15 protein-coding genes are annotated in these 13,650 nt (G+C 67.1%); 9 read left to right on the plus strand and 6 right to left on the minus strand.

Annotation, left to right across the window (positions count from 1 at the left end; genetic code table 11):
- Positions 1 to 67: 67 nt before the first annotated feature.
- From H977_RS0115835 to H977_RS0115855, 5 genes are all read left to right on the plus strand, one after another.
- Complete coding sequence (locus tag H977_RS0115835; protein WP_029108766.1) at positions 68 to 457, plus strand: hypothetical protein; 390 nt, start codon at positions 68 to 70, stop codon at positions 455 to 457.
- Between the two features lie 105 nt (positions 458 to 562).
- A complete protein-coding gene (locus H977_RS0115840) occupies positions 563 to 1,000 on the plus strand; it encodes an SRPBCC family protein (protein WP_029108767.1) in 438 nt (145 codons plus the stop codon).
- Positions 997 to 2,271, plus strand: a complete 1,275-nt coding sequence (locus H977_RS0115845) for an ArsA family ATPase (protein ID WP_029108768.1) — start codon at positions 997 to 999, stop codon at positions 2,269 to 2,271. The genes H977_RS0115840 and H977_RS0115845 overlap by 4 nt, the downstream gene beginning before the upstream one ends.
- Positions 2,268 to 2,675 (plus strand): hypothetical protein, encoded by a 408-nt coding sequence (locus tag H977_RS0115850; RefSeq protein WP_029108769.1) that lies wholly within the window; start codon positions 2,268 to 2,270, stop codon positions 2,673 to 2,675. Before H977_RS0115845 ends, H977_RS0115850 begins: the two co-directional genes overlap by 4 nt.
- A 117-nt stretch (positions 2,676 to 2,792) precedes the next feature.
- Entirely contained in the window at positions 2,793 to 3,536 is a 744-nt protein-coding gene (locus tag H977_RS0115855) for a lysophospholipid acyltransferase family protein (protein ID WP_029108770.1), read from the plus strand.
- On the opposite strand, the gene H977_RS0115860 is transcribed toward H977_RS0115855, so the two are convergent.
- Positions 3,533 to 4,846 (minus strand): glycosyltransferase 87 family protein, encoded by a 1,314-nt coding sequence (locus H977_RS0115860; protein WP_029108771.1) that lies wholly within the window; start codon positions 4,844 to 4,846, stop codon positions 3,533 to 3,535. The two genes, H977_RS0115855 and H977_RS0115860, sit on opposite strands and share 4 nt — an antisense overlap.
- Positions 4,847 to 4,929: 83 nt before the next feature.
- On the opposite strand from H977_RS0115860, the gene H977_RS0115865 reads away from it, so the two are divergent.
- From H977_RS0115865 to H977_RS0115875, 3 genes are read left to right on the plus strand one after another with little or no spacing between them, the layout of a single operon-like run.
- On the plus strand, positions 4,930 to 5,811 hold the full coding sequence (locus tag H977_RS0115865) for a hypothetical protein (RefSeq protein ID WP_029108772.1): 882 nt from the start codon (positions 4,930 to 4,932) through the stop codon (positions 5,809 to 5,811).
- Entirely contained in the window at positions 5,811 to 6,329 is a 519-nt protein-coding gene (locus H977_RS0115870) for a polyadenylate-specific 3'-exoribonuclease AS (protein WP_029108773.1), read from the plus strand. Before H977_RS0115865 ends, H977_RS0115870 begins: the two co-directional genes overlap by 1 nt.
- Positions 6,330 to 6,362: 33 nt before the next feature.
- The gene (locus H977_RS0115875) at positions 6,363 to 7,760 is read left to right on the plus strand and encodes a class II 3-deoxy-7-phosphoheptulonate synthase (protein ID WP_029108774.1); all 1,398 of its coding nucleotides are present in this window, start codon (positions 6,363 to 6,365) and stop codon (positions 7,758 to 7,760) included.
- Positions 7,761 to 7,767: 7 nt separating this feature from the next.
- On the opposite strand, the gene H977_RS0115880 is transcribed toward H977_RS0115875, so the two are convergent.
- Positions 7,768 to 9,039 (minus strand): protein kinase domain-containing protein, encoded by a 1,272-nt coding sequence (locus tag H977_RS0115880; RefSeq protein ID WP_029108775.1) that lies wholly within the window; start codon positions 9,037 to 9,039, stop codon positions 7,768 to 7,770.
- Between the two features lie 36 nt (positions 9,040 to 9,075).
- On the opposite strand from H977_RS0115880, the gene H977_RS0115885 reads away from it, so the two are divergent.
- Positions 9,076 to 9,480: an Rv2175c family DNA-binding protein gene (locus tag H977_RS0115885; RefSeq protein ID WP_029108776.1), complete on the plus strand. Its 405-nt coding sequence runs from the start codon at positions 9,076 to 9,078 to the stop codon at positions 9,478 to 9,480.
- Here H977_RS0115885 and H977_RS0115890 read toward each other — a convergent pair.
- From H977_RS0115890 to H977_RS0115905, 4 genes are all read right to left on the minus strand, one after another.
- Positions 9,469 to 10,983 carry an alpha-(1->6)-mannopyranosyltransferase A gene (locus H977_RS0115890; RefSeq protein ID WP_029108777.1) on the minus strand — a complete coding sequence of 505 codons (1,515 nt, stop codon included), beginning with the start codon at positions 10,981 to 10,983 and terminating at the stop codon, positions 9,469 to 9,471. The two genes, H977_RS0115885 and H977_RS0115890, sit on opposite strands and share 12 nt — an antisense overlap.
- Positions 10,984 to 11,001: 18 nt before the next feature.
- Entirely contained in the window at positions 11,002 to 12,090 is a 1,089-nt protein-coding gene (gene idsA2, locus H977_RS0115895; protein ID WP_029108778.1) for a bifunctional (2E,6E)-farnesyl/geranyl diphosphate synthase, read from the minus strand.
- Between the two features lie 127 nt (positions 12,091 to 12,217).
- Positions 12,218 to 12,934: an LppM family (lipo)protein gene (locus H977_RS0115900; RefSeq protein WP_029108779.1), complete on the minus strand. Its 717-nt coding sequence runs from the start codon at positions 12,932 to 12,934 to the stop codon at positions 12,218 to 12,220.
- Positions 12,935 to 12,945: 11 nt separating this feature from the next.
- Positions 12,946 to 13,548 (minus strand): GNAT family N-acetyltransferase, encoded by a 603-nt coding sequence (locus tag H977_RS0115905; RefSeq protein ID WP_029108780.1) that lies wholly within the window; start codon positions 13,546 to 13,548, stop codon positions 12,946 to 12,948.
- Positions 13,549 to 13,650: the final 102 nt, after the last annotated feature.

A 13,650-nucleotide genomic window follows, 5' to 3' on the forward strand; every position in this document is an offset into this window, starting at 1 on the left:
GGCTTTGCGGGCCAGCCTAGTCGGCCGCGGTAGGCAGACGATCACGCATATGTGAAGCTAGTCGGCGATGAACAGCATTCAGATCGCCGACGAGACGTTCGTCTGCGCCGATCCGGTCGCCGTGGGCGCCGCGGTCGCCGATCCCGCCAACTGGCGGCGGTGGTGGCCCGACCTCGTTCTCAAGGTTGTCGAGGACCGCGCCGAGAAAGGCCACCGCTGGACTGTGACCGGTGCGTTGACCGGCACCATGGAGGTCTGGCTCGAAGCGGTGATGGACGGTGTGGTGCTTCATTACTTCCTGCACGCCGAACCGTCCGGCGCGACGGCCAAGCAGTTGGCCGAGATGGATCTGGCAAAGATGAACCACCAACGCCGCGTGGCGGGCAAGGCGATGTCCTTCGGGATCAAGCAGCGGCTGGAGTCGGCGCGCCCGGTCGGAGTGTCCCGACTGGCCTGACCGGGTTGCTCGACGGGAGGGTAGATTTCTCGGCGAGACCCAGGGGAGCCCCCGCGGGTGCGGGAGAATGGGCACCCCCGGCGGGGCGGGGAGAAGGGTGTGGCGGTGGCCGACAAGACGACACAGACCATCTACATCGACGCTGATCCGGTGACGGTGATGGATGTCATCGCCGACATCGGCTCGTATCCGCAATGGGTCGCCGAATACAAGGAAGCCGAGGTGCTCGACACCGACGCACAGGGCAACCCGAAGACCGCCCGGCTGGTGCTCGATGCCGCGGTGCTCAAAGACACCATGGTGCTGTCCTACGAGTGGCCCGCCGATCGCACCTCGGTGACGTGGTCGCTGGTGTCCAGTTCCTTGTTGCGGTCCCTGCATGGGGCCTACCGCTTGGCGCCCAAGGGATCCGGCACCGAGGTGACCTACGAGCTGTCGGTAGATCTCGTCATCCCGATGATCGGTCTGCTCAAGCGCAAGGCCGAGCGGCGGCTCACCGACACCGCGCTCAAAGATCTCAAGAAACGAGCAGAGGCTGAGTGACTTCGCCGGACGGGAGAGCACCTTCCCCTGCGAGGATCAGCCTCTTCGTCGGCAAAGGCGGGGTAGGTAAGTCGACACTGGCGACAGCCACCGCGGTGCGTGACGCCGCGAGCGGTCGGCGGGTGCTGATCGTTTCCACCGATCAGGCACATTCCACCGGCGATGTCCTCGGAATCCCGCTCGCCCCAACAGGTCAACGTGCTCCAACCCGGGTCCTCAGCGATCTGGACGCCGGACTGACGCCGGCGGGCGGCGTGCTGGACGCACTGGCGCTCGACACGCTGGCCCTACTGGGTACGCGCTGGGTCGAGACAGCCGGCCCGCTGGCGGCGCGTTTCCCCGAGTCGGACCTGGGAGATGTTGCCCCTGAAGAACTTTCGGCACTTCCGGGAATCCAGGAAGTGCTGGGATTGCACGAGGTGGGGGAGCTCGCCGATTCCGGGAACTGGGATCACGTGGTGGTGGACTGTGCCTCGACAGCCGATGCGTTGCGGATGCTCACGCTGCCCGAGACGTTCGGTCTCTATCTGGAGCGGGCCTGGCCGCGACACCGCCGTCTGTCGGGCGCAACCGATGCGGTCAGCGCAGCCATCGTCGAGCTGATCGAGCGGGTGGATTCCGGAATCCGCCGGCTGGGATCCCTGCTCACCGACGGGTCCCGGGTGAGTGCCCATCTGGTGCTCACCCCCGAGCGGGTGGTGGCGGCCGAGGCCTCGCGGACGTTGGGTTCGCTTGCCTTGATGGGCGTCCAGGTGACCGAGATCATCGTCAATCAGATTTTGGTGCAAGACGATTCGTTCGAGTACCACAATCTGCCTGCCCATCCCGCGTTCGACTGGTACACCGAGCGGATTGCCGAGCAGCAGGCGGTGCTCGACGATCTCGATGCCGCGATCGGTGATGTCCAACTGGTGCTCGTGCCGCACGTACCGGGTGAGCCGATCGGCCCCAAGGCGCTGACGGAGCTCATCGAGGCGTCGCGACGGCGCGACGGATCCCCGCCGCCGGGCCCGCTGCGACCCATCGTCGACCGGGAGTCGGGTTCGGGACTCGAAGCCGTGTACCGGTTGCGGCTAGAGTTGCCGCAGATCGATTCGGCCGACCTTACGCTTGGTCGCGTCGACGATGACTTGATCATCGGCGTCGCGGGGATGCGGCGGCGGGTACGGTTGGCCTCTGTCCTACGTCGGTGCATCGTGACCGGCGCGCAATTACGGGGTAGCGAGCTGACAGTACGTTTTCGTCCGAATCCGGAGGTGTGGCCGTCATGACGGGGTCTCATCCCGAGCTTGGTTCGGAGCTGCGGCAATTGGCGCAGGAAATCCTCGACCGGCTGGATCCGGCGGTGCGCTTGGCCGCGGCCAACTTCACGGCGTCGGCCGACAGCGGTCCGGGCAAGTGTCAGCAGGTGTGGTGCCCGGTGTGCGCGCTGGCCGCCGTGGTCAACGGTGAGCAGCATCCGCTGCTGTCGGTGATCGCCGAGCACAGCGTGGCGCTGCTGACGGTGATCCGCGCGGTCTTGGACGATGACCGAGCTGAGGGATCAGGGGATGGCGGCACCGGCGGAGATAGCCCGCCGCCCGACGGTGGGCCGGATGGTCCGCCGCCCGACGATTATCCGCCCCCGCCACCGCCCGGCCGCTACCAGCACATCCCGGTCACCGTAGAGGATTGAGAAGACTGAGGGCCTGCTGAGACTCAGCAGGCATCGTGGGCTTGCTGTGGTAGCCACAACATGGCCTGGGTACAGTTGTCGCAGAGCATTGCGCAGTGCGCACAAGGTGGAGGGTCCATGTGGTATTGGCTGTTCAAGTACATCCTGTTGGGCCCGTTGCTGGCCGTCCTCGGTCGGCCCAAAATCACTGGGCTGGAACATGTTCCGTCCGACGGCCCGGCCATCCTGGCCAGTAATCACCTGGCGGTGATGGACAGCTTCTACCTCCCGCTGGTGGTCAGCCGCCGCATCACGTTCCTGGCCAAGCAGGAGTATTTCACCGGCACCGGGATCAAGGGCAGGCTCTTGGCCTGGTTCTACACCGTGGTCGGCCAGGTCCCGATCGACCGCACCGATGCGGATTCCGCACAGGCAGCGCTGATCACCGCCACGCGCATCCTGGGCGAGGGCAAGCTGCTCGGCATGTATCCCGAGGGCACCCGCTCGCCGGATGGCCGCCTCTACAAGGGCAAGACCGGGCTCGCCAGGCTGGCCCTGGAGACCGGGGTCCCGGTGATCCCCGTGGCCATGGTCGGCACCGACGTCGTCAACCCACCCGGATCGAAGGGCCTACGGTTCGGCCGGGTCGAGGTCAGGTTCGGCAAGCCCATGGACTTCAGCCGGTTCGACGGCCTGGCGGGCAACCGCTTCATCGAACGCGCCGTGATCGACGAGGTGATGTACGAGCTGATGGACCTGTCCGGTCAGGAGTACGTCGACCTCTACGCCGCCGCGGTCAAGGAGAGCACCCAGCAGACCAACGGCCAGCCGGTCGACGCGGGCAAGCCGGCATCCCGGCTGCCGCACGCCGCAGCGGGTTAAGAGGCTTCGCCGCCGCTGAACTGGACCACCGGTGCGGTGGTGACCGCGGGAGTCTTGCGGGCCTCGGCTGTGGACACGGCTCCGATGACGACGATGACCGCGAGTCCCCACCACAGGTAGGAATCGGCGGCCAGCTGCCGAACCACCGACGCCGCGGTCTCGTGGTGCGGTGTCAGCAGGGCGATGGGCGTCCACACCATCAGCGCGAATCCGATCACCGTCACCAGGGCCAGACCCAGCGAGGCCAGATGTACCTGACGCTTCCGGTAGGCGAGCACGCCGGTCACCAACAGAGTGGGCAGTGACCACACCCAGTGATGCGACCACGACACGGGCGACACGACCAGACCGAACATCGCCACGCAGATCAGCGCGAGCACGGGGGACTCGTCAGTGCCGGAGCGTAGGACACGCCGCACCGCCCAGACCGTCAGCGCCAACACCGCGAAGCAGGCGGCGACCCACAACGCGAACCGCGGCCCCTCGGACAGGCCGAGCCGGGCCAGTGTTCCCGCGATGTTCTGGTTGGTGTTGAGTGTGGCCGTGCCGATCCGGTCGGTGTTGCGCACGGTCTCGGTCCAGTACTCGATCGAATCCGTCCAGGCGAGCACGAATCCGGCGAGTGTCGCCACAACGGCGGCCACGCCGGTCCGCAGCAGCGTGTGGATGTCGCGGCGCAGCAGGAAATACAGAAGGAACACCGCGGGGGTGAGTTTGAGGGCGATCGCCAGGCCCAGCAGCACACCACGTGGCCAGGGGGTGCGGCGCGGCACGCAGTCGGCGATCACCAGCGCCATCAGCACCACGTTGATCTGACCGAACTCGAAGTTCGACCGGATCGGTTCCAGCCAGATGACCGCAGGCACCACAAGCGCGGTCGCCAGCCAGCAGCGGCGCAGCCAGGCGGGCTCCGAGGTGATCGTGGTGGCCGGCCAGACGTTCAGCCGGGTGAGCACGATGACCATCGAGACGATCAGGAGCATCAGCGTGGTGACGGTGATGGCCACACTGGCCGCGGGCAGCGACAGCCAGGCGAAGGGCGCGAACATGATCGCCGCGAGCGGCGGATACGTGAACGGGAGGTCGAGGCCGCCCTGGGTGTGGAAGATCGCGCCGTCGGCGTACAGCGGTTGGTTGTCCAACCAGGCCCGACCGCCCATTCGGTACACGTCGATGTCGATCCGATAGGGCACGTGGCCCAGTAGCCGCCAGCCGACCAGAATCAGTCCGGCCACTGTGAGCAACTGAAAAAGCCGCCACCCGATCGTCGGTGCCCAACCAGCTCCGCCGGGCGACTGCCGCTTACTCATGTCCTCAACAGACTATCGGGGGTATCCCCGGGAGGGCGCATCCGCACTCGCGACGCGCGCAGGTCGGCGTAAGTTCTCTGTCCGTGCATGCGACCGTCCACCTCGATTTCCTCACGCGCGATCGCCTGCCGTTGCTGTGCTGCCTCGTGGCGTTCATTCTCACGTTCTTCGTGACCCGGATCGTGGTGCGTTACATCCGCCGGAATGCCGACAGCGAACGCCCGCCCAGGTGGTGGCAGCCCCGCAACATGGGACACGGCTCGATGCACATCCACCACATGGTGATCGGGGTCGTGCTGGTCATGGTGTCGGGCGTGACGATGGTGACGCTCGCGGTCAACGGCGGCGTACCGGAGTTCACGGCGGCAGCGGTGGTCTTCGGCATCGGTGCGGCCCTAGTGCTCGACGAGTTCGCGCTGATCCTGCACCTGTCGGATGTGTACTGGGCCGAGGACGGCCGCACCTCGGTGGACGCGGTGTTCGCCGCGGTGGCGGTGGCGGGGCTGTTGATCCTGGGTTTCAACCCGCTGTCATTCTTTGATATCGGTATCTGGCGCGAGGACCAGTCGCCGGCCGTGCGCGCGGTGGTGGTCGTGATGGCGGTGCTGACCCTGCTGCTCGCGGTGGTGGTCCTGCTCAAAGGCAAGGTGTGGACTGGATTGGTGGGCATGTTCATAACCCCGTTGTTGTTCGTCGGGGCGGTTCGGCTGTCGCGGCCGCATGCGCCGTGGGCGCGTTGGCGCTACACCAGCCGTCCCCGCAAGATGCACCGTGCGCTGGAGCGTGAGCGTTGGCTGCGCCGGCCTGTCGTGCAGGCCAAACTCTGGTTGCAGGACGCGATCACCGGCATGCCGAAGTTTCCGGACGACGCCGCCGTGGACGCGCAGCTCGACCGGGAGATCCACGCCGCACCTGCCCCGGCCGTGCAGGCCACCTCGAACGAGCCGACGGGACGGATCGGGTGATGCGCTACTTCTACGACACCGAGTTCATCGATGACGGCCACACGATCGAGCTGATCTCGATCGGCGTGGCGGCCGAGGACGGCCGCGAGTACTACGCCATCTCGACCGAGTTCAACCCGGATCGCGCGGGCCGGTGGGTGCGCAGGCATGTGCTGCCCAAACTGCCGTCCCCGTCCTCGAAGCTGTGGCGATCGCGGCGGCAGATCCGTTCGGAGCTGGAGGATTTCTTCGACATCGACGGTGACGAGCCGATCGAGTTGTGGGCCTGGGTGGGCGCCTACGACCATGTGGTGCTGTGCCAGCTGTGGGGCCCGATGACCGATCTGCCTCCGGCGATGCCGCGGTTCACCCGCGAGCTGCGCCAGTTCTGGGAGGACCGCGGTTCACCGCGCATGCCCCCGCGACCGACCGAGGCGCACGACGCGCTGGTCGACGCACGGCACAACCTGCACCGGTTCCAGTTGATGACGGGTCTGGGCCTGGCACCGGCGCGGGAGTCCGGCATCACACAGCCCTGAAAACCGCCGTTCACCGGCGGCTACCATGAACGGGTGAACTGGACCGTTGACATTCCCATCGACGAGCTGCCGCCACTGCCTCCGTTGACCGACGAGCTGCGTCAACGGCTCGAATCAGCGCTGGCCAAGCCGGCCGTGCAGCAGCCCAGCTGGGACGCGGACGAGGCGAAGGCCATGCGCACCGTGCTGGAGAGCGTGCCGCCGGTCACCGTGCCGTCGGAGATCGAGAAGCTCAAGAGCCAGCTGGCCGATGTGGCGAAGGGCGAGGCGTTCCTGCTTCAGGGTGGTGACTGCGCCGAGACCTTCGTCGACAACACCGAGCCGCACATCCGGGCCAACATCCGCACGCTGCTGCAGATGGCCGTCGTGCTGACCTATGGCGCCAGCATGCCGGTGGTGAAGGTGGCACGCATCGCGGGGCAGTATGCCAAGCCGCGGTCGGCCGATCTGGACGCGCTGGGACTGAAGTCCTACCGCGGTGACATGATCAACGGCTTCGCGCCGGATGCCGCTGTGCGCCAGCATGATCCGTCGCGGTTGGTGCGGGCCTACGCCAATGCGAGCGCCGCGATGAACCTGGTGCGCGCGCTCACGTCGTCCGGGCTGGCGTCGTTGCATCTGGTGCACGACTGGAACCGCGAGTTCGTCCGCACGTCGCCCGCGGGCGCCCGCTATGAGGCGCTGGCCGGCGAGATCGACCGGGGCCTGAAGTTCATGTCCGCCTGCGGGGTGGCCGATCGCAATCTGCAGACCGCCGATATCTTCGCCAGCCACGAAGCGCTGGTGATCGACTACGAGCGTGCGATGTTGCGCCTGTCCGACCCGGCGGAGAACCCGGACGGGCCGCCCAAGCTGTACGACCAGTCGGCGCACTACCTGTGGATCGGCGAGCGCACGCGTCAACTCGACGGCGCGCACGTGGCGCTGGCCGAGGTGATCTCCAATCCGATCGGAATCAAGCTGGGGCCGACCACGACCCCGGAACAGGCCGTCGAATACGTCGAGCGGCTGGACCCGAACAACGAGCCGGGTCGGCTCACGCTGGTGACGCGGATGGGCAACAACAAGGTGCGCGATCTGCTGCCGGGCATCATCCAGAAGGTCGAGGCGACCGGCCACAAGGTGATCTGGCAGTGCGACCCCATGCACGGCAACACCCACGAATCGTCGACCGGCTACAAGACACGGCACTTCGACCGCATCGTCGACGAGGTGCAGGGGTTCTTCGAGGTGCACAACTCGCTGGGCACCCACCCCGGCGGCATCCACGTCGAGATCACCGGCGAGAACGTGACCGAGTGTCTCGGTGGGGCACAGGACATCTCTGATTCGGACCTGTCCGGACGTTACGAGACCGCCTGCGATCCGCGGCTCAACACCCAGCAGAGCCTGGAGTTGGCGTTCCTCGTCGCCGAGATGTTGCGCAGCTAGCGTTCGGTCAGAGCAGTGCGCCCACGTTGCTGCCGATGGTCCACGCCGCGGCGGCGACCAAGCCGGTCAAGGTGATGATCGCAATCACCCAGAACGCCAGCGCCCGTTTGGCGCGCTGGCGGGCCCAATAGAATTCGGTCAACTCGATACCGGCGAATTGCCCTGCGCCAAAAGAGTATTCGCCTCCGTCGGGATCGGCCGGGATCGGCGCCCAGTCTTGCTGGTCGCGGGTGATCTCGCGGGTGGGCCGGCGTGGCGCGGGTGCAACCGGGGTTGCCGCCGGCGGGGACGGCGGTGCTGTGGTCACGACGGTGGGGGCGCCGTCGGAGCGTTCATCAGACTCGGCGAGGTTGTGTACGCGAGTGGCGGCCAGGTGCTGTGCCGAATGCTGCGGGGCGGGCACCCGGAACGGCGGCAGGCCGAGGGTGTCGACGATCTGGTGCAGTTCGGCCCGCATGTCGTCCGCATCGGCGAATCGCTGCGCGGGGTCGCGGACGGTGGCCCGGCGTACGAACCGGTCGAATTCTATTGGCACACCTGTGATCACCGCGCTCGGCGCGGGCACGTCGTTGTCCATGCGTTGGTAGGCGACAGTGAGTGCGGAATCTCCGGTGAAGGGCGTCACGCCGGTGAGTAGTTCGTAGGTGAGGATGCCGACCGCATACACATCGCTGCGCGGGTCGGCGTCACCGGTGCTCACCTGCTCGGGGGAGAGATAGGCCGCGGTGCCCAGGATCACGCTGGTCGAGGTGATCTTGGCCTCGGCCACCGCACGCACCAGGCCGAAGTCGGCGATCTTGACCTCGCCGTCGTCGGAGATCAGCACGTTCTCGGGCTTGATGTCGCGGTGTACCAGTCCGGCGCGATGCGCCACCGCGAGTCCGCCGAGCACCGGCCCGAGCACCGCGGCGACTGCGTGCGGGGGCATCGGACCACGTTCGGCCAGCAGTTCGCGCAGCGTGCCACCCTCGATCAGCTCCATCACCAAGAAGGGTGGCTGCCCCCCGGTGCCGCCACCGCCCTGGTCGTACACCGCGACCAATCCGGGATCCTTCAACCTGGCCACGGCCTTGGCCTCACGGCCGAACCTGGTCAGGAAGTGGCTGTCGCCGCTGTAGCGGGAGTCCATCACCTTCAGGGCCACGGGACGGTCCAGGCGGACATCGAGCCCGCGGTACACCGTGGACATGCCGCCGGTGGCGATGGGCGTGTCCACGCGATAGCGCCCGTCGAGCATGGTGCCGACGAGTGGATCCGATTGCTGCTCCACCGGACACATGTTACGAGTTCTGGCCGAGGTCCTAGAATCGATGCGGTGAGCAGCATTCCAACGGCCGAGGACGTTCTGGCCCCCGACGAGGACGTCTACGACCTACCCACGGTGTCCGATTTGCTCGGCATCCCGGTCACCAAGGTCCACCAACAGTTGCGTGACGGTCAGTTGATCGCCGTGCGCCGCAACCGCATCCTGGTGGTGCCGAAGATCTTCTTCGACGACAACGGTCATGTCGTCAAGCACCTGCCCGGGCTGCTGGTCGTGCTGCGCGACGGGGGCTACCGCGAGACGGACATCGTGCGCTGGTTGTTCACGCCGGACGAGTCGCTGACGATCACCACCGATGGTCGCGCCGAGCCGGTTTCCAATGCCCGCCCGGTCGACGCCCTGCATTCTCACCAGGCACGCGAGGTCCTGCGCCGCGCGCAGGCGCTAGGTTACTGACGCCGGGGTCGTCGTCTCGGGCGCGCGGTAGAGCGCGTACCAGGCCACCACAGCGCATGCCGTGGTGAGCAGGACATGTGCCCACGAGTACATGCCGTGTGCCCCATCGGGTTTCCACATCACCATGATCCAGGTGGAGAATCCGGCCACCGCGGCGATGGCGGGCCGGGTCTGGATCAGGGCGGCAGCCACGGCCAGCGGCCACGTGTAGTACCAGGGCAGCGCGGCCGGTACGAACAGCACGACCACCACCATGGCCAGCGTGATGCCGGTGAGGGCTTCACGGTCGGTGTGCCGGTAGCGCCACCACAACAGTGGCAGGGCGATCACGATGGTGAGGATGCCGATGATCCGGGCGACCTCGAGCACTGCGTAGAAGTTGACCGGAAAGATCAGGCCGCCAATGGCATTGATCAGGTTGGCGGCAGCGGTGGGCACGGTGAGCCAGTTGATGATCTTGACCGAGCCGGCCAGCGCGGTCAGCCAGCCTAGGCCGACGCCGGCGAGCAACGAGAGCACGGCGAACACCGCGACGAAGATCAGCACCGAGGCGGCGGTGGCGACCACGAACGCTCGCACAGTCGGCATCTCCCGCTTGTTGCGCAGTTGGCGCATCCATACCCAGACCAGGAACGGCAACGCAAGGCCCGCGGTGGCTTTGACCGCGACGGCGATCGCGATGAGGCTGACCCCGGTCACCGGCCGGCCCGCGAAGGTCAGCGCGATCGCGGCCATCATCAGACCTACCATCAGCATCTCGTTGTGTACGCCGCCCATCAGGTGCACGATCACCAGCGGGTTGAGCACGCAGATCCACAGCGACGCAGCCCCGTTGGCGCCGACATGCCGGGCCACTCGCGGTGCGGCCCAGATCAGCAGCAGCAGGCCTGGCAGCATGCACAGCCGCAGCAGCATGGTGCCGGCCACCACGTCGTCGCCCACCAGCATGGTGACGAACTTCGCCACCAGGATGAACGCGGGGCCGTAGGGTGCGGTGGTCGTCGTCCAGATCGGGCTCACGTTGTCCAGCAACGAATTCGGATTGTCGACCGGGCCCACCACGTACGGGTCGAAACCGTCGCGCAGCAGCGCCCCCTGCGCGAGATAGGAGTAGGTGTCGCGGCTGAACAGCGGCACGCTGAGCAGTAGCGGGGCCAGCCAGAACCCGGTGGTGGCGACCATGGTGTATTCGGTGGCGGTGCGGTCGATCACGCGCCGGCCCAACCACAGCCAGGCGGTCAACATCACCGCGACACCGGCCCAGAGCAGGATCGAGGACAGCACCAGGCCGTGCCCGAACCGCAACCAGGACAGGTGCAGTGACTCCAGCAGCGGGTCGTGCAGTCGGGTGCTGCCGGCGCCGAGCCCGCCGATGGTCAGCAGGGCGGCGCCCAGGCAACCGAGCCGAGCGGGCCGGGCTTCGGCGGAGACCGCGAATGCGGCCAGACGTGAGATATGTTGCGCGACCCCGGTGTTCGGGGTCTCGGTCGGCAGGTCCGTCATTTTGTGCTGGCTGTGCTCCTACGCGGTCCGGTTCGCGGCGAACCGGGCGATCTCGCCGAGGCCGGTCTTGGCCTGCTGGTGGATCGGTGCGGCCGCCAGCGTGTCCAGCGCGCGGTGGGTGAGCAGTTCGATGTGTTCCTCGACGGCGGCGAGCGCGCCGACAGATTCGATGGCCTGGCAGAGATCGCCCACCTGCGCGTCGGACAGTTCGGTGCCCACCGAGGTGCGCAGCAGTTCCGCGGCGGCGGGATCGGACTTGTCGGCCAGTTCGAGCGCCTCGGCCAGCAGCACGGTGCGCTTGCCGGATCGCAGGTCGTCGCCGGAGGGCTTACCCGTCACCGCCGGGTCGCCGAAGACGCCGAGGACGTCGTCGCGAAGCTGGAAGGCGACGCCGAGATCGTTGCCCACCTGGTGGAATATCTGCTGTACGTCAGGCCGGTCTGCGGCGGCCGCCGCACCCAGCTGCAGCGGCCGGGCCACCGTGTAGGACGCGGTCTTGTAGGTGTTGACATTCATCGCCGAGGCCACCGTTTCGGCACGGCTGGCTTCCGCGACGATGTCGAGGTACTGACCGCCGAGCACTTCGGTGCGGATGTGGCGCCAGACCTGCTGGACCCGCTGCTGCGCGTCGGCCGGGATTGCTGCCGAGGCGACGATGTCGTCGGCCCAGGCCAGGGCCAGATCGCCGGCCAGGATGGCGGCCGAAAGGCCGAACTGCCGCGAGGACCCGTGCCAGTTGCGGTCCCGGTGCCGGTCGGCGAACAGCCGGTGCACTGTCGGCAGGCCGCGGCGGGTGGCCGAATCGTCGATGACATCGTCGTGGACCAGGGCGCAGGCCTGTAGCAACTCCAGTGCCGCGAACAGGGTCAGCACGCCGGGATCCGCTGGGCGATCGGCCGGATCGACAACGGCGCGCCAGCCCCAATAGGCGAAGGCCGGCCGCAGCCGCTTACCGCCGCGGAGCACGAATTCCTCCAGGGCCTCGGTCAGCTCGGCGTAGTCGGTTCCGATGTATTCGCAGTCACGGCGGCGCTCACGCAGGTAGTCGCGCAATTGGTCGGTGACTGCTCCGGCCAGCTCGACTGTTGACGGAGCCGATGTTTGCACGCTCAGCGCCCGCCCCTTTCTGTCGTCAACGTTGTCCGGTGAGGTGCACTCAGCGTAGAGCGTGCCACGCGTTTTGTACCAAGGGAGTGCGGCGTAGCTGTGGGCCCAGCCGCGGAAGTGCGCACGGTCAGTCGCTGCCGGCGACCGGATCACCTGGCTTGGGCGAGGTGTCGCGGCTCATCCAGGCCAGGGTCCCGACGACGCCGGCAACCAGGAATGCGCCGACGACCAGCCAGATGGTCGCTGTGGTGAACGACCGGGCACTCGGATCGGTGTAGCGGGCCTGGGCGTTCATCGTGCTGACGATTCCGGGCCGCAGTTTCCATTCCACGATGGACGAGCTGACCTGATCGCCATTGGTCGAGGTCACTTCGCCGGGGAACGACACGGTCAGCAGGACATCAGCCTGCGGGTCGGACAGCGAGGTGAGATCGACCCGGCCCTCCAGGATCACCAGGTCACCCGCGCGGCGCAGAGAGATGTCGACACCGGCGGCGTCGCGACTCATGCCGGCCAGCTGAGGAAGTTCGGCGAACGTCAGGTCGGAGAACACCGCCTGGGAGCCGACGTAGTCGTCGCGGCTGTACTCCGAGACCGCGACCTTCGTGGCGAACGGGAGGTTGTTCAGCAGCTGGGGGCCCTTGTCGTCGGCGTCCCGCGGCTTTGCCGCAGCGATGATCTGACCGGACACCCTGTCGTCGGGGGAGACCGTGATCGAGGTGCGGACCCGGACACAGCCAACCGCCATGGGCAGGATCAGCAGCAGCATCACCAGAGTGAGCAGTCGGGTCCGTCTGCTACGTCTGGGAGGGCGGCTGGCTACTCGGACATGCACGCTGGTCATCGTGCCAGATCTCACAAGGGCAGGGGACGACCGAGGATGGCGAACGGCCGGGGATCGCCGGCGAAGTGGTAACCGCGGATCACGTCGGTGAAGCCCAGCCGCCGGTACAAGCGCCATGCGCGGTTGGCCTCTTCGTTGATCTCAGGGGTTGACAACAGCACGTGAGATTCGGTGCGGCCGGCCAACAGTCTCCTGGTCAGGGCCTCGCCGATGCCGCGGCCCTGGGCTCGGGGATCGATGTGCAGCTCGGTGAGTTCGAAGTAGCTCGCCATCAGGTCTGAGATGTGTGCGGGGCTGGCGCCCACCCGCTGCAGGCCGGAGATGACCTGCTGTTGCCACCACTGATCGGGCGCCCCGCTGTAGCCGTAGGCGATTCCCTGCAGCGGAGCGTCGGTCAGGGCGGCCCCGCCCGGCTCGGCGCCGGCACTGAATTCGGCTGCATCGACCGCTGCGACGCATTTCCAGCCTGCGCGCCGGGTGTGTTCGAGCCACAGCGCGGCGCGCTGGTCCTCGGTTCCGCGTGGATATCGCATGGCGTCGACGTACACGCGCAGCGCCTCGGGGAGCCGGCGCTTCATGTCGTCCGGCGACAGATCGATGAGATACGTCGCCAATGCTTTCGCCTTTCGCCCGCCCGGTATCTGCCGAGCTCATTATCTTCAGCATTATCCGGCTGCGAGGTGGTCGGTCCCCTCGACCCGGGGGATCTTGGAACG

Source organism: Mycobacterium sp. URHD0025, from assembly GCF_000426065.1.
GTDB lineage: Bacteria > Actinomycetota > Actinomycetes > Mycobacteriales > Mycobacteriaceae > Mycobacterium.

Bases quoted from the DNA above. Each gene is read 5' to 3' on its own strand.
- H977_RS0115835 (WP_029108766.1), top strand. From the start codon at position 68: ATGAACAGCATTCAGATCGCCGACGAGACGTTCGTCTGCGCCGATCCG.
- H977_RS0115850 (WP_029108769.1), top strand. From the start codon at position 2,268: ATGACGGGGTCTCATCCCGAGCTTGGTTCGGAGCTGCGGCAATTGGCG.
- H977_RS0115855 (WP_029108770.1), top strand. From the start codon at position 2,793: ATGTGGTATTGGCTGTTCAAGTACATCCTGTTGGGCCCGTTGCTGGCC.
- H977_RS0115860 (WP_029108771.1), bottom strand. From the start codon at position 4,846: ATGAGTAAGCGGCAGTCGCCCGGCGGAGCTGGTTGGGCACCGACGATC.
- H977_RS0115870 (WP_029108773.1), top strand. From the start codon at position 5,811: ATGCGCTACTTCTACGACACCGAGTTCATCGATGACGGCCACACGATC.
- H977_RS0115880 (WP_029108775.1), bottom strand. From the start codon at position 9,039: ATGTGTCCGGTGGAGCAGCAATCGGATCCACTCGTCGGCACCATGCTC.
- H977_RS0115890 (WP_029108777.1), bottom strand. From the start codon at position 10,983: ATGACGGACCTGCCGACCGAGACCCCGAACACCGGGGTCGCGCAACAT.
- H977_RS0115900 (WP_029108779.1), bottom strand. From the start codon at position 12,934: ATGACCAGCGTGCATGTCCGAGTAGCCAGCCGCCCTCCCAGACGTAGC.